The sequence below is a fragment of the Pseudomonas sp. C 49-2 genome, assembly GCF_003970195.1.
GTDB classification, from domain to species: domain Bacteria; phylum Pseudomonadota; class Gammaproteobacteria; order Pseudomonadales; family Pseudomonadaceae; genus Aquipseudomonas; species Aquipseudomonas canadensis.
Genome location: NZ_RXYG01000008.1, coordinates 91,441 through 113,910, shown reverse-complemented (window position 1 = coordinate 113,910; position 22,470 = coordinate 91,441). Strand labels below are relative to the sequence as shown.

18 protein-coding genes are annotated in these 22,470 nt (G+C 60.0%); 9 read left to right on the top strand and 9 right to left on the bottom strand.

The features are described from left to right. Positions 1-363 precede the first annotated feature (363 nt). On the top strand, positions 364-1,140 hold the full coding sequence (locus EJ576_RS17225; RefSeq protein ID WP_122728032.1) for a ferredoxin--NADP reductase: 777 nt from the start codon (positions 364-366) through the stop codon (positions 1,138-1,140). A gap of 44 nt (positions 1,141-1,184) precedes the next feature. On the opposite strand, the gene mscL is transcribed toward EJ576_RS17225, so the two are convergent. Further along, entirely contained in the window at positions 1,185-1,604 is a 420-nt protein-coding gene (gene mscL, locus EJ576_RS17220; protein WP_010206685.1) for a large-conductance mechanosensitive channel protein MscL, read from the bottom strand. A 287-nt stretch (positions 1,605-1,891) separates the two neighbouring features. Between mscL and katB the strand changes: the two genes are divergently transcribed. The 3 genes from katB (at position 1,892) to radA (ending at position 5,483) form a co-directional block, all read left to right on the top strand. After that, entirely contained in the window at positions 1,892-3,433 is a 1,542-nt protein-coding gene (gene katB, locus EJ576_RS17215) for a catalase KatB (RefSeq protein WP_122728034.1), read from the top strand. 107 nt (positions 3,434-3,540) lie between these two features. Continuing rightward, positions 3,541-4,080 carry an ankyrin repeat domain-containing protein gene (locus EJ576_RS17210; RefSeq protein ID WP_123475689.1) on the top strand — a complete coding sequence of 180 codons (540 nt, stop codon included), beginning with the start codon at positions 3,541-3,543 and terminating at the stop codon, positions 4,078-4,080. Positions 4,081-4,115: 35 nt separating this feature from the next. Beyond that, a complete protein-coding gene (gene radA, locus EJ576_RS17205) occupies positions 4,116-5,483 on the top strand; it encodes a DNA repair protein RadA (RefSeq protein WP_016976768.1) in 1,368 nt (455 codons plus the stop codon). Here radA and EJ576_RS17200 read toward each other — a convergent pair. Next, positions 5,472-5,837, bottom strand: a complete 366-nt coding sequence (locus EJ576_RS17200; protein WP_126570754.1) for a PilZ domain-containing protein — start codon at positions 5,835-5,837, stop codon at positions 5,472-5,474. The two genes, radA and EJ576_RS17200, sit on opposite strands and share 12 nt — an antisense overlap. A gap of 174 nt (positions 5,838-6,011) precedes the next feature. Here EJ576_RS17200 and EJ576_RS17195 point away from each other — a divergent pair, with 174 nt between their 5' ends. From EJ576_RS17195 to yjiA, 3 genes are all read left to right on the top strand, one after another. Next, positions 6,012-8,078, top strand: coding sequence for a carbon starvation CstA family protein (locus tag EJ576_RS17195; protein WP_122728040.1), 2,067 nt, complete (start codon positions 6,012-6,014; stop codon positions 8,076-8,078). 15 nt (positions 8,079-8,093) lie between these two features. Beyond that, a complete protein-coding gene (locus tag EJ576_RS17190) occupies positions 8,094-8,291 on the top strand; it encodes a YbdD/YjiX family protein (RefSeq protein WP_033901562.1) in 198 nt (65 codons plus the stop codon). A 78-nt stretch (positions 8,292-8,369) separates the two neighbouring features. After that, complete coding sequence (gene yjiA / locus EJ576_RS17185) at positions 8,370-9,329, top strand: GTPase (RefSeq protein ID WP_126570753.1); 960 nt, start codon at positions 8,370-8,372, stop codon at positions 9,327-9,329. Positions 9,330-9,360: 31 nt separating this feature from the next. On the opposite strand, the gene EJ576_RS17180 is transcribed toward yjiA, so the two are convergent. The 4 genes from EJ576_RS17180 to EJ576_RS17165 form a co-directional block, all read right to left on the bottom strand. Continuing rightward, positions 9,361-9,861, bottom strand: a complete 501-nt coding sequence (locus EJ576_RS17180) for a hypothetical protein (RefSeq protein ID WP_122728044.1) — start codon at positions 9,859-9,861, stop codon at positions 9,361-9,363. 152 nt (positions 9,862-10,013) lie between these two features. Next, positions 10,014-11,267 carry a serine hydroxymethyltransferase gene (glyA, locus tag EJ576_RS17175; protein ID WP_017737423.1) on the bottom strand — a complete coding sequence of 418 codons (1,254 nt, stop codon included), beginning with the start codon at positions 11,265-11,267 and terminating at the stop codon, positions 10,014-10,016. Between the two features lie 230 nt (positions 11,268-11,497). After that, a complete protein-coding gene (locus EJ576_RS17170; RefSeq protein ID WP_126570752.1) occupies positions 11,498-15,349 on the bottom strand; it encodes a bifunctional diguanylate cyclase/phosphodiesterase in 3,852 nt (1,283 codons plus the stop codon). A gap of 116 nt (positions 15,350-15,465) precedes the next feature. Then, positions 15,466-16,077 carry a LysE family translocator gene (locus EJ576_RS17165; protein ID WP_126570751.1) on the bottom strand — a complete coding sequence of 204 codons (612 nt, stop codon included), beginning with the start codon at positions 16,075-16,077 and terminating at the stop codon, positions 15,466-15,468. 159 nt (positions 16,078-16,236) lie between these two features. Here EJ576_RS17165 and ettA point away from each other — a divergent pair, with 159 nt between their 5' ends. After that, positions 16,237-17,901, top strand: coding sequence for an energy-dependent translational throttle protein EttA (gene ettA / locus EJ576_RS17160; protein WP_028618004.1), 1,665 nt, complete (start codon positions 16,237-16,239; stop codon positions 17,899-17,901). A gap of 246 nt (positions 17,902-18,147) precedes the next feature. Beyond that, positions 18,148-19,485 carry an NADP-specific glutamate dehydrogenase gene (gdhA, locus tag EJ576_RS17155; protein WP_126570750.1) on the top strand — a complete coding sequence of 446 codons (1,338 nt, stop codon included), beginning with the start codon at positions 18,148-18,150 and terminating at the stop codon, positions 19,483-19,485. On the opposite strand, the gene EJ576_RS17150 is transcribed toward gdhA, so the two are convergent. From EJ576_RS17150 to EJ576_RS17140, 3 genes are all read right to left on the bottom strand, one after another. Then, positions 19,482-19,970 carry a GreA/GreB family elongation factor gene (locus tag EJ576_RS17150; protein ID WP_126570749.1) on the bottom strand — a complete coding sequence of 163 codons (489 nt, stop codon included), beginning with the start codon at positions 19,968-19,970 and terminating at the stop codon, positions 19,482-19,484. The two genes, gdhA and EJ576_RS17150, sit on opposite strands and share 4 nt — an antisense overlap. Before the next feature lie 69 nt (positions 19,971-20,039). Continuing rightward, positions 20,040-20,396: a hypothetical protein gene (locus EJ576_RS17145; protein ID WP_126570748.1), complete on the bottom strand. Its 357-nt coding sequence runs from the start codon at positions 20,394-20,396 to the stop codon at positions 20,040-20,042. Positions 20,397-20,587: 191 nt separating this feature from the next. Next, positions 20,588-22,441 (bottom strand): DUF4105 domain-containing protein, encoded by a 1,854-nt coding sequence (locus EJ576_RS17140; RefSeq protein WP_126570747.1) that lies wholly within the window; start codon positions 22,439-22,441, stop codon positions 20,588-20,590. Between the last annotated feature and the right edge of the window lie 29 nt (positions 22,442-22,470).

The following is a 22,470-nucleotide window of genomic DNA, read 5'->3' as shown; positions in this document are numbered from 1 at the left end:
GTACGTCCTTACCCCCGCAGCTGCACGAGATTGATTGTAGGATATGGCCTACATATTTAAGTGAAAAAAGTTAAAAATCTTTTGTTTTGAAGAAGTCTCGCCTTGTGCAAAGAGTAAAGGTTTGTATAGGTTGCGCGCGTGTTTAATTTTTTTAATACGAATTAGAGAGTTGTCAGTGCTGTCAAATTGATGGCTATTAAAAGCACTGCATCATCTGAGGTCATTTAGTACTTGCTAATAGCCAAATGTTTAGTCTCGGTCCATATGCCGACGCCTTGACAAGCGCGAATGCCAGTACAAATCAGCGGTGTTTGCGCTCGTCACTTTGAGGGACACTAGGGCACCTGTAGAACGGAGCCCCCCATGACGGCCAGCGCTGAGAAATTTACCCGCCAGACATTGCTCGACGTGCAATCGCTGACCCCCAGCCTGTTTACCCTGCGCACTACCCGCGATGCGGGCTTTCGTTTCACGGCGGGGCAGTTTGTGCGGTTGGGGGTTACCAAGGCGGATGGCAGCACCGTATGGCGCGCCTATTCGCTGGTGTCCTCACCGTTTGATGAGCATCTGGATTTCTTCTCGATCGTCGTCCCCGGCGGAGAGTTCACCAGCGAACTGAGCCGCCTGCGGGTAGGCGATACCTTGATGGTGGAGCGCCAAGCCACGGGTTTCCTGACCTTGAACCGCTTCGTTGATGGCCGCGATTTGTGGATGCTCGGGACGGGCACCGGGGTGGCGCCGTTTTTGTCGATCCTGCAGGACTTCGAGGTCTGGGAGAAATTCGAGCGCATCATCCTGGTGTACAGCGCACGGGAAGCCAAGGAACTCGCGTACCAGACGCTGATCAAGGAACTGGGTGAGCGTGAATACCTCGCCGAGTACGCACACAAACTCACCTACGTTCCCACCGTCACTCGTGAGCAGCATCCTGGCGCGTTGAATGGGCGCATCACCACACTGATCGAAAATGGCGAGCTTGAACGTGCAGCCGGCGTCGAGTTGACCCCGGAGCATTCGCGCGTGCTGATCTGCGGTAACCCGCAGATGGTCGATGACACGCGCCAGTTGCTCAAGCTGCGTGACATGAACCTGAGCTTGAGCCGCCGCCCCGGCCAAGTCGCGGTGGAAAACTACTGGTAATAAAAAAGGCGCCTCTAGCAGGCGCCTTTTTTCTCAAGCCGTCTTTACAGGCGCGGCTTGTCATTCTGTGCCTTGAGCAGATCGCGGATCTCACCCAGCAACACTTCTTCCTTGGTCGGCGTCGGCGGCAGGCTTGGCGCCACGGCCTCTTCACGCTTCAGGCGGTTGATCGCTTTCACACCCATGAAAATCGCAAACGCGACAATCACAAAGTCGATGACGCTCTGAATGAACTTGCCGTAGGCCAACACCACCGCAGGCACATCGCCCTGTGCTGCCTTGAGCGTTATCGCCAGGTCACCGAAGTCCACGCCACCGATCAACAGACCGATTGGCGGCATCACCACGTCGCCTACAAACGAGGAAACAATTTTGCCGAAGGCTGCGCCGATGATGATACCGACGGCCATGTCGACCACATTACCTTTGACCGCGAAGGCCTTGAACTCACTGATCACGCCCATAGGTTATTCCTTGTTACAGATGAGAAGGGTGGGACTCAGTGTAAGACAGTCGTAGCGGGCTTGCCCGACACAACCCTTAACACTGTTAGTTTTTATCGACACATTAAAACGCAAATAGTTTGCAAAGTGCCACCAGTCGCGCGCGAAATACGCCTGATATCAGCGACTTAACAGATTATTTTGTTAATCGGGTTGTTGTGAGTTTTCTATTTATCTTCTGACTCTCGGGTCACTAGCCTCTGGCAAGCACAACTGAATGTGCACTAAAAAAACCAGAGGAAACCTCGATGAAGAATCCAATGAGCCGCGCGCCTGTTTCAGCGCGATACGCGCTGGTACTGGCGACCGCCAGCCTGCTTTCCCTGTCCGTACACGCCGCCAACCTGACCCGCGATAACGGTGCTGCGGTGGGGGACAACCAGAACTCGCAGACCGCCGGCGCCAATGGCCCGGTGTTGCTGCAAGACGTGCAGTTGATCCAGAAGCTCCAGCGCTTCGACCGCGAGCGCATCCCTGAGCGCGTGGTCCACGCCCGTGGTACCGGCGCCCACGGTACTTTCACCGTCACCGACAACCTCAGCGACCTGACCAAGGCCAAGGTGTTCGCGGCCGGCGAAGCCACCCCGGTGTTCGTGCGCTTCTCCGCCGTGGTCCACGGCAACCACTCCCCGGAAACCCTGCGCGACCCGCGTGGTTTCGCCACCAAGTTCTACACCGCCGATGGCAACTGGGACCTGGTGGGCAACAACTTCCCGACGTTCTTTATCCGCGATGCCATCAAGTTCCCGGACATGGTCCACGCTTTCAAACCGGACCCGCGTACCAACCTGGATGACGATTCCCGTCGCTTCGACTTCTTCTCCCACGTGCCCGAGTCCACGCGCACGCTGACCGAGCTGTACTCCGACTCCGGCACCCCGGCCAGCTATCGGGAAATGGACGGCAACGGCGTGCATGCCTACAAGCTGATCAACGCCAAGGGTGAGGTGCACTACGTCAAGTTCCACTGGAAGAGCCTGCAAGGCATCAAGAACCTTGATCCCAAGCAAGTCACCGAAGTGCAGGGCCGTGATTACAGCCACATGACCAACGATCTGGTCACGCATATCAACAAGGGCGACTTCCCCAAGTGGGACCTGTACGTGCAGGTGCTCAAGCCTGAGGACCTGGCCAAGTTCGACTTCGATCCACTGGACGCCACCAAGATCTGGCCGAATGTGCCTGAGCGCAAAGTCGGGCAGATGGTGCTGAACCGCAACCCCGCCAACGTGTTTCAGGAAACCGAGCAAGTGGCCATGGCCCCGGCCAACCTGGTGCCGGGCATCGAGCCGTCTGAGGACCGCCTGCTGCAAGGTCGCGTATTCTCCTACGCCGACACCCAGATGTACCGCCTGGGCGCCAACGCCCTGCAACTGCCGATCAACGCCCCGCGGGTGACCGTCAACAACGGTAACCAGGACGGCGCGATGAACTTCGGCAAGACCACCACTGGCGTGAACTACCAGCCAAGTCGTCTGCTGCCACGGGACGAGCCGCAAACCGCGCGCTACAGCCAGTCAGCCCTGTCGGGCAGCACCCAGCAGGCGAAGATCCAGCGCGAGCAGAACTTCAAGCAGGCCGGTGATCTGTACCGCTCCTTCACCAAGAAAGAGCGTCAGGACTTGATCGAGAACTTTGGTGGCTCGCTGGCGACCACCGATGACGAGAGCAAGCACATCATCCTGTCGTTCCTGTACAAGGCCGACCCGGAATATGGCACCGGCGTGGCCAAGGTTGCCAAGGGTGACCTGGCGCGCGTGAAGGCGCTGGCGGACAAACTCACCGACTGACCACGCAACCCCCTGTAGGCGCCGGCTTGCCGGCGATGGCGTCCTCGAATACGCCATCGCCGGCAAGCCGGCTCCTACAAAGGGGGGGGTAATACGGAGGATTGGCTATGCGAATTTTCATAGGCGCTGTGTTGGCATGCCTGGCGTTCGGCGCGTGGGCCGAACCGGCCGACCCTGCGAAGCTCAAGACACAACTACAGGACTACTATTTCGACGCCGCCCGCCGCGGCGACCTCGATATGCTCAACACCTTTATTGACTCCGGCTACAGCCTCAACACCCAGGATGACAAGGGCTACACCGCGCTGATCCTCGCCGCTTACCACGGCCAGGGCCCGTTCGTGGAGCGCTTGCTCAATGCCGGAGCCGACGCTTGCGTGCAGGACAAGCGCGGCAACACGGCGCTGATGGGCGCGATCTTCAAGGGCGAGTTGAAAATCGCCCAACGCTTGCTGGCGACCGACTGCAACCCCGACCAACGCAACGGCGCCGGGCAGACGGCGGCCATGTACGCCGGGCTGTTCAAGCGCGTCGAGTTGCTGGATGAATTGAAGGCCAAGGGCGCCGACCTCAACGCCGAAGACCCGATCGGCAACAGCGCTTCACGATTGGCCAGTGGTGAAATCCGGACCCCGACGCCGCGCTGAGCTATCATCGCGGTTTTTCGGTTGGAGGTTCTCAAATGGCAAAGGCCAAGCGCATGTACGGCTGCACGGAGTGCGGCGCGACCTTTCCCAAGTGGGCCGGCCAGTGCACCGAGTGCGGTGCATGGAACACCCTGACTGAAACCATGATCGAAAGCGGCGGCGCTGCGGCCCCCACCGGCCGCGCCGGCTGGACCGGGCAACAGGCGCAGATCAAGACGCTGGCCGAAGTCAGCGTCGAAGAGATCCCGCGTTTCTCCACAGCCTCCGGTGAATTGGACCGGGTGCTGGGCGGCGGCCTAGTGGACGGCTCGGTGGTGCTGATCGGCGGCGATCCGGGCATCGGCAAATCGACGATCCTGTTGCAAACCCTGTGCAGCATCGCTAGCCGCATGCCAGCGCTGTATGTCACCGGCGAGGAATCCCAACAACAAGTGGCCATGCGCGCCCGTCGCCTGGGGCTGCCTCAGGATCAACTGCGGGTGATGACCGAGACCTGCATCGAAAGCATCATTGCCACGGCGCGTATTGAAAAGCCCAAGGTCATGGTGATCGACTCGATCCAGACGATTTTCACAGAGCAATTGCAGTCGGCGCCGGGCGGCGTATCCCAGGTGCGTGAAAGTGCGGCGCTGCTGGTGCGCTATGCCAAGCAGAGCGGCACCGCTATCTTCCTGGTCGGTCATGTGACCAAAGAGGGCGCACTGGCAGGGCCACGGGTGTTGGAGCATATGGTCGACACCGTGCTGTACTTCGAAGGTGAATCCGACGGCCGTCTGCGCTTGCTGCGGGCGGTGAAGAACCGGTTCGGCGCGGTCAACGAATTGGGCGTGTTCGCCATGACTGACCGGGGGCTTAAAGAAGTCTCCAACCCTTCGGCGATTTTTCTCACGCGTGCCCAGGAAGAAGTCCCAGGCAGTGTGGTGATGGCAACGTGGGAAGGCACCCGCCCGATGCTGGTGGAAGTGCAGGCGCTGGTGGATGACAGCCATCTGGCCAACCCTCGCCGCGTAACCTTGGGCCTGGATCAGAATCGACTGGCGATGTTGCTCGCGGTATTGCACCGTCACGGCGGTATTCCGACCCACGACCAGGACGTGTTCCTCAACGTGGTCGGCGGGGTCAAGGTGCTGGAAACCGCGTCCGACCTGGCGCTGATGGCGGCAGTCATGTCCAGCCTGCGTAACCGGCCGTTGCCCCATGATTTGCTGGTGTTTGGTGAAGTGGGCCTGTCGGGCGAGGTGCGTCCGGTGCCCAGTGGCCAGGAACGCTTGAAGGAAGCCGCCAAGCACGGCTTCAAACGGGCAATCGTACCTAAAGGCAATGCGCCCAAAGAGTCGCCGCCTGGGATCAAGATCATTGGCGTGACGCGACTGGAACAGGCGTTGGATGCACTATTCGAGTAGGGCGCCCAGCTCGCGCTCCAACTCTTGCTGATCACCCAGGTTCAACTCGATCAATCGTCGCAAATGGCTGATCGAGTCCAGGTCGATGTGCTGGCACACAAAACCCAATTGCCCGTGATCCTCATGGGTCAGTCGCACTTGCATCTTTATATGCGCCTTGGGGTCTAGACGGATATCGACGTCGAACGGCAGCGCCTTGTTGCCCTTCCAGTCGTCGGGGCGTTGTATCAACAAGCCTTTTAACGACAAATCCACCAATCGCACCGTCCATTCGCGGCCGGTTTGCCGGAATTCTGTCTTGGCGTCAAAGGCGATGCGGCGGAAATGGCGGCGGTCAGACGGTTGCTCGGTCATGGTGAAACCCTCTGGAGATACGGGAATTGTAGCCCTGCGCCATCATTGGCCCGGTATTTCTGCTTTTTTTGTGCGCAGGAGGCTCTAGACCAACGTAGGGGGGTGGCCTTTGAGGCCAACAGCGCTAAACTCGGGATGGCTGTCCTTTCTGTCCACCCTGGCTGGAATATAAAAATGAAAAATAATAATAGCCTGCTACGCCACTTACCCTGGCTGGTGCTGGCAATCGTAGGAGCGTGCGCCCTGGGCGTAGTGGCCTTGCGCCGCGGCGAGGCGATCAACGCCTTGTGGATTGTGGTCGCGGCAGTGGCCATCTACCTGGTTGCGTACCGTTACTACAGCCTGTTCATCGCTAACAACGTGATGCAACTCGATCCACGGCGGGCCACCCCCGCAGTGGTCAATAATGACGGTCTGGACTATGTGCCGACCAACAAACACATCCTTTTCGGTCACCACTTTGCGGCGATTGCCGGTGCAGGCCCGCTGGTCGGCCCGGTGCTCGCGGCGCAAATGGGCTACTTGCCCGGCACGCTCTGGCTGATTGCCGGCGTGGTGCTGGCCGGTGCGGTGCAGGACTTCATGATCCTGTTCCTGTCCACGCGTCGCAATGGCCGTTCCCTGGGGGACATGGTGCGCGAAGAGATGGGCCGCATTCCCGGGACCATCGCGCTGTTTGGCTGCTTCCTGATCATGATCATCATCCTCGCGGTGTTGGCGTTGATCGTGGTCAAGGCCCTGGCCGAGAGCCCATGGGGGATCTTCACGGTGATGGCGACCATCCCGATCGCGATGTTCATGGGCATTTACATGCGCTACATCCGCCCGGGTCGCATTGGTGAAATCTCGATCATCGGCGTGCTGTTGCTGCTGGGTTCGATCTGGCTGGGCGGGCAAATTGCCGCTGACCCGGTCTGGGCCAAGGCCTTCACCTTCACCGGCATTCAAATTACCTGGATGCTGATCGGCTACGGTTTCGTCGCCGCAGTGCTGCCTGTGTGGCTGATCCTGGCGCCGCGTGACTACCTGTCGACCTTCCTCAAAATCGGCACCATCATCGCCCTGGCGATCGGCATCTTGGTGACCATGCCCGACCTGAAAATGCCGGCGCTGACCCAGTTCATCGATGGCACCGGTCCGGTGTGGAAGGGCGGCCTGTTCCCGTTCCTGTTCATTACCATTGCCTGCGGCGCGGTATCGGGTTTCCACGCACTGATCTCGTCGGGCACTACGCCCAAACTGTTGGCCAGTGAAAGCCATGCGCGCTACATCGGTTATGGCGGCATGTTGATGGAGTCGTTCGTGGCCATCATGGCCATGGTTGCCGCGTCGGTGATCGAGCCAGGCGTGTACTTCGCCATGAACAGCCCGGCCGCGATTGTCGGCTCGGACGTGGTCACCGTGGCGCAGACCGTCAGCAGCTGGGGTTTTGCGATTACGCCTGAGGCGCTGTCAGCCGTCGCCCACGACATCGGTGAAACCACCATCCTGGCGCGTGCCGGCGGTGCACCTACCCTGGCGGTGGGTATCGCGCAGATCCTGCACAGTGTGCTGCCGGGTGAAAACACCATGGCGTTCTGGTATCACTTTGCGATCCTGTTCGAAGCGCTGTTCATCCTCACGGCCGTGGATGCGGGTACCCGTGCCGGTCGCTTCATGCTGCAAGACCTGCTGGGTTCCTTCGTGCCGGCGCTGAAACGCACTGAGTCGTGGACCGCCAACCTGATCGCGACCGCGGGTTGCGTGGCGATGTGGGGTTACCTGCTGTACCAGGGCGTGATCGACCCACTGGGCGGCATCAACACCTTGTGGCCGCTGTTCGGTATCTCCAACCAGATGCTGGCAGGTATCGCGCTGATGCTGGCCACCGTTGTGCTGATCAAAATGAAACGCCAACGCTACATCTGGGTGACCATGCTGCCGGCTGTCTGGCTGCTGATCTGCACCACCACTGCGGGCTTCATCAAGCTGTTCGACGCCAACCCGGCGATTGGCTTCCTGTCGCTGGCGAAGAAGTACAGCGATGCATTGGCCAACGGCCAGATCCTTGCCCCGGCGAAGAGCATCGACCAGATGCAGCACGTGATCTGGAACGCCTACACCAACGCAACGCTGACGGCGCTGTTCCTGTTCGTGGTCTTCAGCATCCTGTTCTATGCGCTCAAGGTCGGCGTCGCTGCCTGGGGCAACAAAGAACGTACGGATAAAGAAGCCCCGTTCCAGGCTGTTCCGGACGCGTGATCGAGGATTGCAACCATGTTCAATGACATCAATCGCCTCGGTAAATACCTCGGTCAGGCCGCGCGCCTGATGGTCGGCATGCCCGACTACGATACGTACGTCGAGCATATGCAAACCAAACACCCGGACAAGCCGATGATGGACTACAAGGCGTTCTTCCGAGAGCGCCAGGAAGCCCGTTACGGCGGCAAGGGTGGGCCCAAGTGCTGTTGACCTGCTAGGCAGGCCCCTGTGGGAGCCCATACCAATGGGCTCCCATTTTTATTTCTGTTTATTGAAGGAGAACTGCTTTTGTCCTCTCCCATCCCAGTCACCGTCCTCAGCGGCTTCCTCGGCGCCGGCAAGACCACCTTGCTGCGCCACCTGCTAAAAGCCGAGCACGGCCTGAAAATCGCCGTGATCGAAAACGAATTCAGTGACGCCGGTATCGATACCCAGCTGCTGGGCGCCGAGCCAGTGCAAGTCATGACCCTGTCCAACGGCTGCGTGTGCTGCACCATCCACACCGACCTGACCAAAGCCCTGTATCTGCTACTCGAACGCCTGGACAGCGGCGAGATTGCCTTCGACCGCCTGGTGATCGAGTGCACCGGCCTGGCCGACCCGGCACCCGTGGCCCAAACCTTCTTTATCGACGAGGAGTTGCGCGAACGCTACATCCTCGACGGCATCATCACATTGGTAGACGCGGCCCACGCCGAGCAGCACCTCACCCAAACCATCGCCCAGGCCCAGATCGGCTTTGCCGACCGCCTGCTGGTGAGCAAGCGCGACCTGGTGGATGACGCCACCTTCGACGCGCTCAGCGAACGCCTCACCCGCATCAACCGCCGCGCGCCAATCCGTGTGGTGGACCATGGCAACATCGACCTGGCGGAACTGCTCGATGTGCGCGGCTTCAACCTCAACGCCGGCATGAGCCTGCGCCCGGTGCGCGCTGCGCCGTCCATCGACCGTATTTCCAGCCTGGTATTGCGTACCGATCAGCCGCTGGATATCGACCGCCTCAGCGAGTTCATGAACGAACTGCTGGAAGACCACGGCAAGCAGCTGTTGCGCTACAAGGGCGTGCTGAATATTGCCGGTGAAGACCGGCGCATGGTGTTCCAGGGCGTGCTCAAGCTCTACGGCTTTGATTGGGACACGGAGTGGGAAGAGGGCGAGGCGCGGGAGAGTGTGATTGTGTTTATTGCAGATGAATTGCCGGAGCAGAAGATCCGCGACGGCTTTGCACGGGTGTCATCTGTCTGATCAGGCAGCACCCTTGCAAAGCGTACAGAGGTCAAACCTCATCAGGGCTATCGAGGTACGCGGAGTTGCGCTCAAGGATATTCAGATAGAAATCCAGGCGCACGCCACCTCCGAGGCCATGGATGAGGTATCCCCGCCCAGGCCGATTCATTCGTGACAGTGTGGCTATTACTCGGGTGTTGCGGATTCTCAGGGTTTGTTTGTCGGCTGCCAAATCGTCTAGCGTGACAATCCTGTTTTTTGCATCGATCAAGTTGAAGGTCGCCGCCGCATTATTGTTTGTCGCAATAACACGACCCCCGTTGTCTACCCCTAAGATTTTACCGTAGTAGTTGCCCGGTGTTCGAAGGTAAAGGTGGTAAAAGTTGTTCGTGCACCTGAAATAGAACTTCACGCTAGCGCGGGTTTTGTCAGGGTCGATGCAAAGGACGTTGGACGCATCTTCTCCACCGCTTGTCAGTTGCGGAAAGTGCAAGTGGCCCATGTTGGTTGCCAGTTCTGCGATAAAAGATTTTTGGCGGTTGGTACTCATGCTGTGATCTCTTCGGTTTGGAAGTGAAGAGGTTGGCATTTCGCATCCCGGGCGATGGCGTTACATATGCAGGGCGCCGGGACACGGGGCCTGAGTCACAGCCATAAAAAAGCCCGGCTCAAGAGCCGGGCTTTTCATTCAAGCAACTGCAATCAAGCGCCGTACACCGGCAGCTTCTTGCAGATGGCCTTGACCTTCTCACGCACCGCGTCGATCACGGCTTCGTTGTTCAGGTCAGCCAGGATATCGCAGATCCAGCCAGCCAGTTCCTTGCACTCTGCTTCCTTGAAGCCACGCGTGGTCACAGCCGGGGTACCGAAGCGCAGGCCGGAGGTGACGAACGGCGAACGTGGGTCGTTCGGCACGGAGTTCTTGTTTACGGTGATGAAGGCTTTGCCCAAGGCAGCATCAGCATCTTTACCGGAAATGTCCTGCTTGATCAGGGACAGCAGGAACAGGTGGTTCTCGGTACCGCCGGAGACTACGTCGAAGCCGCGCTCGATGAACACGCTGGCCATGGTCTGGGCGTTCTTGACCACTTGTTGCTGATAGGTCTTGAACTCAGGCTGCAGGGCTTCCTTGAAGCAGATCGCTTTGGCGGCGATCACGTGCTCCAGCGGGCCGCCTTGGGCGCCTGGGAATACAGCGGAGTTCAGCTTCTTCTCGATGTCGGCGTTGGCGCGAGCCAGGATCAGGCCGCCACGTGGACCGCGCAGGGTCTTGTGGGTCGTGGTGGTCACGACGTCAGCGTAAGGCACCGGGTTCGGGTAGACGCCAGCGGCGACCAGACCGGCCACGTGGGCCATGTCGACGAACAGGTACGCACCAACCTTGTCGGCGATAGCGCGGAAACGTGGGAAGTCTAGGATCTGCGAGTAGGCAGAGAAACCGGCCACGATCATTTTTGGCTTGTGTTCAACTGCCAGGCGCTCGACTTCGTCGTAGTCGATCAGACCGTTGGCATCGATACCGTACTGAACGGCGTTGTACAGCTTGCCGGAGGACGAAACGCTGGCGCCGTGGGTCAGGTGACCGCCGTGGGCCAGGCTCATGCCCAGGATGGTGTCGCCGCCTTGCAGCAGGGCCAGGTACACGGCGCTGTTGGCTTGGGAACCGGCGTGCGGCTGGACGTTGGCGTAATCGGCGCCGAACAGTTCTTTGGCACGGTCGATGGCCAGTTGCTCAACCACGTCGACGTATTCGCAACCACCGTAGTAGCGCTTGCCTGGGTAGCCTTCGGCGTACTTGTTGGTCAGAACCGAACCTTGAGCCTCCATCACCGCAGGGCTGGTGTAGTTTTCCGAAGCGATCAGCTCAATGTGCTCTTCCTGGCGCACGGCTTCTTGCTCCATGGCGGCGAAGAGATCGGCGTCGTACTTGGCAATAGTCAAATCACGGCTGAACATGGCGGTCCTCAAGGATCGGGGGCAGAAAAGGAAGGCATTCTAACCCAATGGGTTTTAGATGGCATATGAAAGGACATCATGTCGCGGATAAGCGGGGCTCATCTGGGGATAAGCGGCGCCAGGGCCGGCCCTATCGCGGGCAAGCCCGGCTCCCACATTTTGATCTGTGAACCCATTCAAGGGTGGGAGCTGGCTTGCCTGCGATGAGGCCATCCGCCCCAGCAAAAAACTCAGTCGAACATGAAGAGGGCATCATTGCTGAACTGCGCCTCGAACCGGTTCGCCGGCATCGGCCGCCCGAACAGGTAACCCTGCACCTCGTCACACCCATGCTCACGCAGGAAGTCCAACTGCTCATGGGTTTCCACACCCTCGGCGATCACCGCCAGGTTCAGGCTGTGGGCCATGGCGATAATGGCGCGGGCGATCTGCGCATCCTGTTCGCCGGAGGGCAGGCCATCCACGAAGGTGCGGTCGATCTTCAACACGTCGATGGGGAATTGCTTGAGGTAGTTGAGCGACGAATAGCCCGTGCCGAAGTCATCGACTGCAATGCTCAGGCCAAGGTTTTTCAGGCTGTCGAGGATCTGCATGGCCTCGTTGACTTCCCGCATCAGGATACTTTCGGTCAGCTCCAGCTCCAGGCATGCCGGCGGCAGCCCGGTGTCCTTGAGGATGGTGGCGATACGGGTGCCCAACTGGCCGTCGGAGAATTGCCGCGCCGAGATGTTCACCGAGACTTTCGGCACGCGCACCTTGTTCTGGTGCCAGGTCTTGAGCTGGCGACAGGCTTCGCTGATCACCCAGTCGCCGACGTCTACCACCAGGCCCAACTCTTCCAGTACCGGGATGAAGTCCCCCGGCGGCACCAGGCCACGACGCGGGTGGCGCCAGCGCAGCAGGGCTTCGGCACCGGTCAGGCGTTTGCCGTCGCCGCTGAACTGGGGCTGGTAATAGAGCACGAATTCGTTCTGGTCTAGGGCGTGGCGCAGGTCGCTTTCCAGCTCCAGGCGTTCCAGGGCGCTGGCGTTCATGTCGGCCTGGTAGAACTGGAAGTTGTTCTTGCCGCGTTCCTTGGCGTGATACATCGCGGTGTCGGCGTTTTTCATCAACTGGCTCAGCTCGTTGCCGTCCTGAGGGCTCAGGGCGATACCGATACTGGCGGTGACAAAAAACTCGCGGCCTTCCAGCACGAACGGCTTCACCAGGCTGGCAAGGATCTGCTCGGCCACATGAATCGCACGGTTCAACGCCATTTCGCGGCTGATCCGCGGTTGCAGCAGCAGCGTGAACTCGTCGCCGCCCATGCGCGCCACGGTGTCGTCTTCGGCCACGCAACCCAGCAGGCGCGTGGCCATTTCCTTGAGCATGCGGTCGCCGGCGGCGTGGCCCAGGGAGTCGTTGATCGGTTTGAAGTGGTCGAGGTCGAGGAACATCAGCACCACCCACGACTTTTGCCGTTCTGCCGACTGCAACGCGGTATGCAGGCGGTCCTGGAACAGCGTGCGGTTGGGCAGGTGGGTCAGGGCGTCGTAGTAGGCCAGGCGGTGGATGCGCTGCTCGCTGGCCTTGCGCTCGCTGATGTCACTGAAGAAACACACGTAGCTGGCCAGGTCGCCTTCATCGTCGAACACGGCGGTAATGCCGACCCACGCCGGGTAATGCTCGCCGTTGCGCCGCTTGAGCCACACTTCGCCTTCCCATGTGCTGTGCTGGTGCAACTGCTTGAGTACGTAGCGCAGGTGGGCTTCCTGCTGTTCGTCGACGGTGAGCATGTTCGGCAATTGGTCGAGCACATCGCTGACCGCATAGCCGCTGACCCGGCTGAACGCCTCGTTGGCCTGCACGATATAACCGGCGGGGTCGGTGATCAGAATCGCCGAGGTGGAGTGCTCGAATACCGTGGCCGCCATACGCAGGTCTTTTTCGGCGCGGCGTTGCTGGCTGATGTCGCGGCCCACGCCGAGGACGCCCTCGAAGGCGCCGTGTTCGTCCCATACCAGCACCAGGCGCAGCTCGATCGGCACTTTGCGACCATCGGCGCGCAGGCAGTCGAACAGGAACAATTGGGTCTGCACCTCGTCGCGCAGCGTGTTCAGTGCCTCGATGTTGCCCAGCGCGCGGCTGACTTGTTCCATCAGGCTGTAAATGCCGGTCAGCTGCTGCGGGTTGGCGATGATCGACTGCCAGCCATTTTTGAACACCCAGTCCACGTCATAACCGAGTACGGCATTGACCGAGGGGCTGATGTAGTTGAGGGCCAACTGGCTGTCGGTGGAGCAGATCACGTCGCTGATGCTTTCGGCCAGCATGCGGTAGCGCTGTTCGCTGTCACGCAGGGATTCGCTGGCCTCGATCTGGTCGGTGATGTCCTTGGCCACCCCGATGATGCGGGTGATCTGCGCCGTCTTGTCGCGGGCCAGGGCCTGCTCGCGGATGTCAAAGCGCCGCCATTGGTTGTTGCGGTGGCGGAAGCGCAATTGGCATTGCAATTGGGTGGTGTAGCCGATCTGGCGCTGCTGCTGGCGCAAATCGTGGTAATGCTCGGCATCTTCGGGGTGCAGCAGGATTTCCCAGAAGTATTCGCCCATTTGCTGCAGTTCGGCCTTGTTGTAGCCGAGCGTGTGGCCCAAATGATGGTTGCTGAAAATCATGCGCTGGCTGATCACGTCCTGCACATACAGGTGGTCAGGCACGGTGCGTACCACGTCCGACCAGAAGCTTTCACGCTCCACCAGCGACAGCTCGATCAGCTTGCGGCTGGTGATATCGCTGATGCTGAGGATCACTGCCTTGAAGTCGTCCTGCTGCTCCGGCAAGCGCATCACCAGCCACAGGTATTGCTCGTTGCCAGCCACGTCCTTGAGCTGGATTTCCAGTTCCAACTGGTTCTGTTGGGTCAGTACCGCCTCAAGTATCTGGTAGCCGATGGACGTGGCATTGCGCGGGGAGTCATCGATCAGACGCTCCCAGGCTTGTTCGCAGGAACCCACGTTCAACAGGCGCACCGCCACCTGGTTGACCTCGGTGATGCGCAGCTCCTTGAGCAGTTGCTGGCGTTCGTCGGGGTTGTCCTGCAGCCAGGCGTGCAGTTGCTCGCGGGTCTCCAGTCGGGTCTTGTCGAAGAACGCATTCAGGCCCGACAAGTCGAGCACGCACAGGGCCACGCCGGTGCCTTCGAAAATGTCCTGGTAGCGCCGGCGGCCTTCATGCACCTGTCGCTGGCGGCGGCGCATGTTCAGCAGCACGATCACCGGGATCAGCGAGAACGCCAGGCCCAGCAGGCATTTGCCGATGAAGGCCGGCAGCAGTTGCTCCAGCACCGCAGTACGGTCGAACAGCCCGCGCAGTTGCCAGTCGCTTTTGCTTAGAGGGGTGACCAGTACGCTTTTATTCAGCTCGTCCGGGGTTAGCGCAGACGCCCACTGCGCCGGCATGCCGCTGTCTCGGCTGACAACCCGGTGGTTGATGCGATTCTCGATGACCCACAGCGGGCGCTGGCCCTGGCCGTCCTGGCGGGTGAGGTTGCTCAGGTAGTTGGGTGCCAGGCGCAGCGCCCAATACATCCGTGAGCCACCGCTGGGCTGGTGCAGCAACAGATAGATGAGGGTGCCATCGTTGCTGTTGCTCAGGTAATAGGACTGCGCGTGGCTACGTTGCACCAGCTCTGCCAACCAGGCGGCGTCCTGGCTGTCGGTGGCGCTGTCACTGATCATCGCGCCGCTGGGGGCGAGCAGGGCGACGCTGCGCAGCTCGGGTAGCGAGCGTTGCAAGGTGCGCATCAGCGCCTGTTGCTGTTCGCTGTCACGCGGCGGCTCGACCATCGGCAGCAGGTTCAGGGCGATTTTCGCGCTGAGGGCCATGTTCAGGCTGATCTGTTCAGCCAGGTCGGCGCTGTAGTCGATGGTGTATTGCTGCTGGTTCTTCTGGTTTTGCTGCAACTGGTCGAGCAACTGCCAGAACAATAACGCGAGCAACATGAGGACGAGCGTCGCCAATGCGCCTTTGAGGGTGCCGTGCAGGGGCGCTCCCGGCGCTATATGAGCGGCGCGCAGGGGAGTTGGCGGCGTGACTTTGGACAAGCTGTGATCCTGCGGTTTGGCTGGACTGGCGCGCGACGTGCACTATAAGCCGGACGCCCGGAGGGCGGCTAGCATGCCTTGACTTGTGGCAAAGTGCCAGCCCCGCCTGGCGGGCACTAGAGGGCGCCGCCGGTGTGGATCAGGCTGTCCGCCAGCCGGGTCAGGATCGCCAGCGTGAACAGGCTGATAACCACAGAGGCCGTGCGGTTGATGGTGTGCGGCGTCAACCACGCGTACCCGCCTCGTTTGATGCGGGCCCCCAGCAGCACCCAGACGCAGCCCACCGGTATCACCACGGCGCTGAACTGTGCGACGAAATGCACGTACAAGGTCAAGTCGATAAACGTCTGCATCGGGACGATAAACGACACGATCAGTAATCCCTTGGGGTTGATCAGCGTGAGCAAAAAGAAATTCAGCGTGGAAATCCGTGCCTCCGCCTCGGTGTGGAGTGTTTCGTCGGGATGGCGCCACAGCAGGTAGCAAGTCCTGATCAAATAGCAGACCGAAGCGAACTGCACGAGCTTCAGGCTCCAGGGCGCGTTGTCGCCGATATGGCTGAGCAAGTAGCCCCAGAACGAGATCTGCGTCAGGTAGGCCAGGCACTCCAGCAGGCTAAGCGGCCAGGCGCGCCGGAACCCCGCGAGTAATCCCGAGCGCAGCAGCAGCGTGTTGGTAGGCCCCGGCATTAATAGCAGTAGCCCGAGTGCGGATAGGACGCCAAGCATGAAGGGTGTCTCCTGGAACCCCTGAGGGTTTTGGCCGGCTAATCTAACAGATAGGCTTCGATACGCTCGGTCACTTAGGTTAACCTTGAAGATTCGCAACACTATGTACAGCGCCATGACGCTACGTAGGCCTGTTCTTACTTTTATGAGGTCCACATTTTGGCTCAATACGTCTTCACCATGCATCGGCTGGGCAAAGTTGTCCCTCCGAAGCGGGAAATCCTGAAAAACATTTCGCTGTCCTTCTTCCCAGGCGCCAAGATCGGCGTGCTCGGCCTCAACGGTTCGGGTAAATCCACCCTGTTGAAAATCATGGCCGGCGTCGACACCGAGTTCGAAGGCGAAGCCCGCCCGATGCCAGAACTGAACATCGGCTACCTGCCGCAAGAGCCGATCCTGGACCCGACCAAGACCGTGCGTGAAGTGGTTGAAGAAGCCGTCAGCGTGATCAAGAACGCCCAGGCGCGCCTGGATGAGGTCTACGCGGCCTACGCTGAAGAAGATGCCGACTTCGACAAACTGGCCGCCGAACAGGCCAAACTCGAAGCCATCCTGCAAGCCGGCGACGGTCACAACCTGGAGCGCCAATTGGAAGTCGCCGCCGACGCACTGCGCCTGCCAGCGTGGGACGCCAAGGTCGAATTCCTGTCCGGTGGTGAAAAGCGTCGCGTGGCCCTGTGCCGCCTGCTGCTGTCGGCCCCCGACATGCTGCTGCTCGACGAACCGACCAACCACTTGGACGCCGATTCCGTCGCCTGGCTGGAACATTTCCTTCACGACTTCCCAGGCACCGTGGTCGCGATCACGCACGACCGGTACTTCCTGGACAACGTGGCTGGCTGGATCCTCGAGCTCGACCGTGGCGCCGGTATCCCTTACGAGGGCAACTACTCCGGTTGGCTGGAAGCCAAGTCCGACCGTCTGGCCGCCGAATCCAAGCAGCAATCGGCCCATGAAAAAGCCATGAAGGAAGAACTGGAGTGGGTGCGCAAAGGCGCCAAGGCCCGCCAGTCCAAATCCAAGGCCCGACTGCAACGCTTTGAAGAAATGCAGTCGCAGGAATTCCAGAAGCGTTCGGAAACCAACGAGATCTACATCCCGGCCGGTCCGCGCCTGGGCGACAAGGTCATCGAGTTCAAGAACGTTTCCAAAGGCTATGGCGACCGCGTGCTGATCGACAACCTGTCGTTCTCCATGCCAAAAGGCGCGATCGTCGGCGTTATTGGTGGTAACGGTGCGGGTAAATCCACGCTGTTCCGCATGCTGATGGGCAAGGAAACCCCGGATTCGGGCACCATCGAAGTCGGCGAAACCGTGCAGCTGGCCTGTGTGGACCAGAGCCGTGAAGACCTGGATGGCAGCAAGACCGTGTTCCAGCAGATTTCCGACGGTTCCGACCAGATCCGCATCGGCAACTATGAAATCCCGTCGCGTACTTATGTCGGCCGTTTCAACTTCAAGGGTGGCGACCAACAGAAGTTCGTCAAGGACCTGTCCGGTGGTGAACGCGGTCGCTTGCACCTGGCCCTGACCCTGAAAGAGGGAGGCAACGTCCTGCTGCTCGACGAACCGTCCAACGACCTCGACGTTGAAACCCTGCGTTCCCTGGAAGAAGCCCTGCTGGACTTCCCGGGCGCTGCCATTGTGATCTCTCACGATCGGTGGTTCCTTGACCGCGTCGCGACCCACATCCTGGCGTACGAAGACGACTCCCAAGCGGTGTTCTTCGAAGGTAACTACACCGAGTACGAAGCGGACCGTAAAAAACGCTTGGGCGACGCTGCTGCCCAGCCGCACCGTGTGCGTCACAAAAAACTGGCCTGATTCGGGTTGGTGGTTTGAAAGAGCGGAGCCTTCGGGCTCCGCTTTTTTTGCCTGGAATTTGATGGTGCGCGTGGTTTGATATGAATCCCTGAAAGGGTGCATAAAAGCCCCTAAAACTGGATACAGTTATATAAAACGCACCATTTAAATTCACAAAGGCGACATTTTGTCCTGTCGCAGTGCGGAATGAATTGATAAAGTCCGGCTCAATCTCCGTTAACAACTAAAAATTTGCCGAGACTTTCCATGATCGAATCCGTCGAATCCTTCCTTGCCCGTCTCAAGAAACGCGACCCGGACCAGCCGGAATTCCACCAGGCCGTAGAAGAAGTCCTACGCAGTCTGTGGCCGTTTCTGGAAGCCAATCCTCACTACCTGACCTCGGGCATATTGGAGCGCATCTGCGAGCCAGAACGCGCGATTACCTTCCGGGTTTCGTGGGTGGATGATCACGGCAAGGTCCAGGTCAATCGCGGTTTCCGTATCCAGATGAACAGCGCCATCGGCCCCTACAAAGGCGGCTTGCGCTTCCATCCATCGGTGAACCTGGGCGTGTTGAAGTTCCTCGCCTTCGAGCAGACCTTCAAGAATTCCCTGACGTCGCTGCCCATGGGCGGCGGCAAAGGCGGCTCGGACTTCGACCCCAAAGGCAAGAGCGACGCTGAAGTCATGCGCTTCTGCCAGGCCTTCATGAGTGAGCTGTATCGCCACATCGGCGCGGACGTGGACGTGCCGGCCGGCGATATCGGCGTGGGCGCCCGTGAGATCGGCTTCCTATTCGGTCAGTACAAGCGTCTGAGCAACCAGTTCACCTCCGTGCTGACCGGCAAGGGCATGACCTACGGCGGCAGCCTGATCCGCCCGGAAGCCACGGGTTTCGGCTGCGTGTACTTCGCTGAAGAGATGCTCAAGCGCAACAACCAGCGGGTTGAGGGCAAGCGCGTGGCGGTGTCAGGCTCCGGCAACGTGGCGCAATACGCGGCGCGCAAGGTCATGGACCTGGGCGGCAAGGTGATTTCCCTGTCCGACTCCGAAGGCACCCTGTACGCCGAAAGCGGTTTGACCGAAGAGCAATGGTCGGCCCTGCTGGAGCTGAAAAACGTCCAGCGCGGTCGCATCAGCGAACTGGCCGAGCGTTTCGGCCTGGAATTCCGCAAAGGCCAGACGCCATGGGAACTGGCTTGCGACATCGCCTTGCCCTGCGCGACCCAGAACGAACTCGATGCCGACGCCGCCCGCGCTTTGCTGCGCAATGGCTGCATCTGCGTGGCCGAAGGCGCCAACATGCCGACCACGCTCGAGGCTGTGGATATCTTTATCGAGGCGGGCACCCTGTTCGCGCCGGGTAAAGCTTCTAACGCTGGCGGCGTCGCCGTGAGCGGCCTGGAAATGTCGCAGAACGCCATGCGCCTGCTGTGGAACGCCGGTGAAGTGGACAGCAAGCTGCACAACATCATGCAGTCGATCCACCATGCCTGCGTGCACTACGGCGAAGAAAACGGCCGGATCAACTACGTGAAAGGCGCGAACATCGCCGGCTTCGTCAAAGTCGCCGACGCGATGCTGGCCCAAGGCATCGTCTAAAACTCGGGCTCAATCCGCAGCACTTCGATCAACTGATCGCCGACGGGGCGCTGCCACAGTACCTCGTCACCCACCTGGGCGCCCAGTAAGGCGCGGCCCAGGGGCGAACCCCAGTTGATCAGGCCTGCGCTCGCATCGGCCTGGTCTTCACCGACCAACTGGATACGTTGTTGTTCGTCCTGTTCATTGGCGAAAGTCACCCAACTGCCGATCTGCACCTTGTCGGTGGAGGTGGCCGGCGCGACCACTTGGGCGCTTTGCACCCGCTGGTTGAAGTAGCGCAAATCCCGCTCAAGGTCCGCCTGGCGCTGTTTATCGCCCTTGGCGGATTCGAGGCTGTAAGCCTGCTGCAACTGCGCAACCTTGGCCTGCAATTGCGCCAAACCTTGCGCAGTCAGGCGATTGGGCTGCTCACTGACCTGACGCTCCACCGGCTGATCAGCCTGGGCGGCAGCGTTGTCCTCATTTACAAAAGCTCGGCTCATGACGTTCTCCCTCTCTGGAGTTGGGCCATGGTCGCCGCGCTTTAGTTTCGCTGGATGTCTGGAAACGACCTATTGCGAACGATAGGCCCTGGCGGCGTCGCGGTTTTTCTCCTGTTCCCAGGCGCGCTCGCGGTCATCCCAGTGGTTGTCCTTGTAGTCACGCAACTCTTCGTTCTCACGCATGGCCTTGCACTGGCGGAAACCGTCTTCCCAGCCTTCAGCGTATTCGCGGTCTTTCAGATAACGCGGCACATTCTTGCGAAACTCACCGCTGATAACGCCAGCCGCCTGGCGACCGCTGCTGCAGCCATCGTCAAAACCGTCGGCAAAGGCCGGTGGGTAACCTTTGGCCAGCAAATTTTCATGGGTCGATTGGCAGCCGGCCAACCACATCACTGCACACAGCAATACCGCAGACCGCCACATGGCTTACTCCCTGGCCGTTTCACGGCTGATAGGGAAGAGTCTAGAAGGGGATTTGTCGGGGAGGTGTGAAAGGGAGGTGAGAATACTGTTGTTGTGTAGGAGCTGGCTTGCTGGCGATGCAGGCACCTCGGTGTATCAGTCGCTCTGAGGTGATGCGGTCGCCGGCAAGCCGGCTCCTACAGGTCCTGTGGTCAATAGTGGTACCACTTCACTTCCAGCATCACTTCATTTACCGGCGTCGACAGGTGGCTGTATTCGCGCTGAGCGCTCAGGCGCAATCCGAGGTTGCGCGACAATTCCCACTGCTGGTTCAGGCTGATGCTACGGCGCACTTCGCCATTGGTGAAGAAATCACCCTTGGCTTCCAGGCTCAGGTTACCCAGCGGGTTTTTCCACAGCACGCCAGTGTTAAAGCCGGCCGCGGGGGAGATGGCTTCGTTGAAGTCATTGTTGTGCTCCACGCGCACGGTGCCGAGGGCGAAGCCGAGCATGTCATCGCTCAGTTGCCAGGTGCCGCCGGCGCCACCGTTGACGTGGGCGACCAGGGTTTCGTCGTCGTGTTTGCCCGGTACACGTTCAAGGCCGCCAGTGACTTGCCATGACCACGGCTGCAACAGCGCGTTACGTGGGGTCAGGGAGCGGATGGTGGCCAGGTCCAGCTGCTGCAATTGCCAGTGGTTGCCTTCGTACTGGCGCAGTTTCATCTGCAGGATTTCGATCTGCGCACCCAGGGGGAAACCTTCGGCGTTGTCGTTGAGGTCGTGGTAGGCCATGCGCAGGCCGTATTCACCGAAGGCCTTGTCGCCACGGGTGCCGATGCCGGCTTGCCAGGTGCGTGATTCATGGCCGTTTTCCGGCAGGCCGGGCGGGGTGATCTTGAGGTCGGGCGCCGGGTTCTGGTTGATCGCGCGCAGCAATTCGAAGCTGCGCTGGGAGCGGGCCGTGTCCCGCTCCAGGCCATTGGCGCGGTAGCGGCCGAGGCGGTAGGCGGCGTCGATGATCAGGGCCTGGCGCTCGCGGGGCAGAGACTTGAAGGCGGGCTCCTGCAATTGTTTCTGGTCGTCGCTGATCTTCAGTACCCATTGTTGCTCGTCGCTGTCGAGCGGCTTGGCACGCTCCAGCAGCTCGCGCTCACGGGAGGGGCGATAATCAATCTTCTCCACCAACCCCGCATCTTTAACCGCCTTGACCGTGTCGGTCGGGATGGCGGTCAGAGGGAACTGTTCGGTCAACCGCAGGCCGGGACGCGCCACTTGCAGCAATTCCAGCAGGCGATAGGAGCAGTTTTCGTCAAAGAAGAAGTAATCGAACTGGATCTGTTTGAGCTCCCACACGTGCTCGACCATGCGCTCGGTCTCGACTTGAGTGAGGTTGAGGCGATATTCCCACAGGTCGCGGTTCTCAAGGCTGCGGTACTCCGACAGCTTTTCCTGATAAGGCACCAGCGCGAACAGGCCGGGATAACCGCCCATCAGGCCTTTCCAGGCGTAGAGAATGCTGTTGTCGGAGCCTTCGATGTAGGCGCCGAAGTTGATCGCGTAGCTGAGCAGGGCGGTATTGTTGCTCTGCACGTCGGCCTGGTCGATGCGCAGCAACGTGTGGCCGAACATCGACGACGGGCTGTTGAGGTAGGCCGCTGGGAAGATCATCACCGCGCTATGGGGGGCGACGTCCTTGAACCATTGCTTGAATTCTGTGCAGTCCACGGCAGGCAGGTCAGTGAGGTGCAACTGATCCTTGAGCCAGCGGGTCCGTGCTGGGTAAACGCATTGGGCGTGTTTTTCACCCAGGCTGGTCGGTGCGTAGAGCGCATCAACAGTGGCCTTGAGCTCGGCGTCCGGGTGGTGGGCGCCATCGGCCGCGAGGAAGAACTTTTTGTCGCTGACGTAACTGCGCCAGCCACTGATCTTGCCGGCTTCGTAATGGCCCAGGGAAAGCCAGAACGGATCATTCGCCAATTGCTGCAAACGTTGATCATCAAGGTGCGGAGCCGCATACAGCGGGGCGCAGGCGAAGAGTGCCATCCAGGCAAAGCGTTTGAGCATAGGGGCAACTTAAGTCGGATATAAAAGAG

Coding starts and splice junctions, on each gene's coding strand:
- EJ576_RS17225 (WP_122728032.1), top strand. CDS start 364: ATGACGGCCAGCGCTGAGAAATTTACCCGCCAGACATTGCTCGACGTG.
- mscL (WP_010206685.1), bottom strand. CDS start 1,604: ATGGGCGTGATCAGTGAGTTCAAGGCCTTCGCGGTCAAAGGTAATGTG.
- katB (WP_122728034.1), top strand. CDS start 1,892: ATGAAGAATCCAATGAGCCGCGCGCCTGTTTCAGCGCGATACGCGCTG.
- EJ576_RS17210 (WP_123475689.1), top strand. CDS start 3,541: ATGCGAATTTTCATAGGCGCTGTGTTGGCATGCCTGGCGTTCGGCGCG.
- radA (WP_016976768.1), top strand. CDS start 4,116: ATGGCAAAGGCCAAGCGCATGTACGGCTGCACGGAGTGCGGCGCGACC.
- EJ576_RS17200 (WP_126570754.1), bottom strand. CDS start 5,837: ATGACCGAGCAACCGTCTGACCGCCGCCATTTCCGCCGCATCGCCTTT.
- EJ576_RS17195 (WP_122728040.1), top strand. CDS start 6,012: ATGAAAAATAATAATAGCCTGCTACGCCACTTACCCTGGCTGGTGCTG.
- EJ576_RS17190 (WP_033901562.1), top strand. CDS start 8,094: ATGTTCAATGACATCAATCGCCTCGGTAAATACCTCGGTCAGGCCGCG.
- EJ576_RS17180 (WP_122728044.1), bottom strand. CDS start 9,861: ATGAGTACCAACCGCCAAAAATCTTTTATCGCAGAACTGGCAACCAAC.
- glyA (WP_017737423.1), bottom strand. CDS start 11,267: ATGTTCAGCCGTGATTTGACTATTGCCAAGTACGACGCCGATCTCTTC.
- EJ576_RS17165 (WP_126570751.1), bottom strand. CDS start 16,077: ATGCTTGGCGTCCTATCCGCACTCGGGCTACTGCTATTAATGCCGGGG.
- gdhA (WP_126570750.1), top strand. CDS start 18,148: ATGATCGAATCCGTCGAATCCTTCCTTGCCCGTCTCAAGAAACGCGAC.
- EJ576_RS17150 (WP_126570749.1), bottom strand. CDS start 19,970: ATGAGCCGAGCTTTTGTAAATGAGGACAACGCTGCCGCCCAGGCTGAT.
- EJ576_RS17145 (WP_126570748.1), bottom strand. CDS start 20,396: ATGTGGCGGTCTGCGGTATTGCTGTGTGCAGTGATGTGGTTGGCCGGC.
- EJ576_RS17140 (WP_126570747.1), bottom strand. CDS start 22,441: ATGCTCAAACGCTTTGCCTGGATGGCACTCTTCGCCTGCGCCCCGCTG.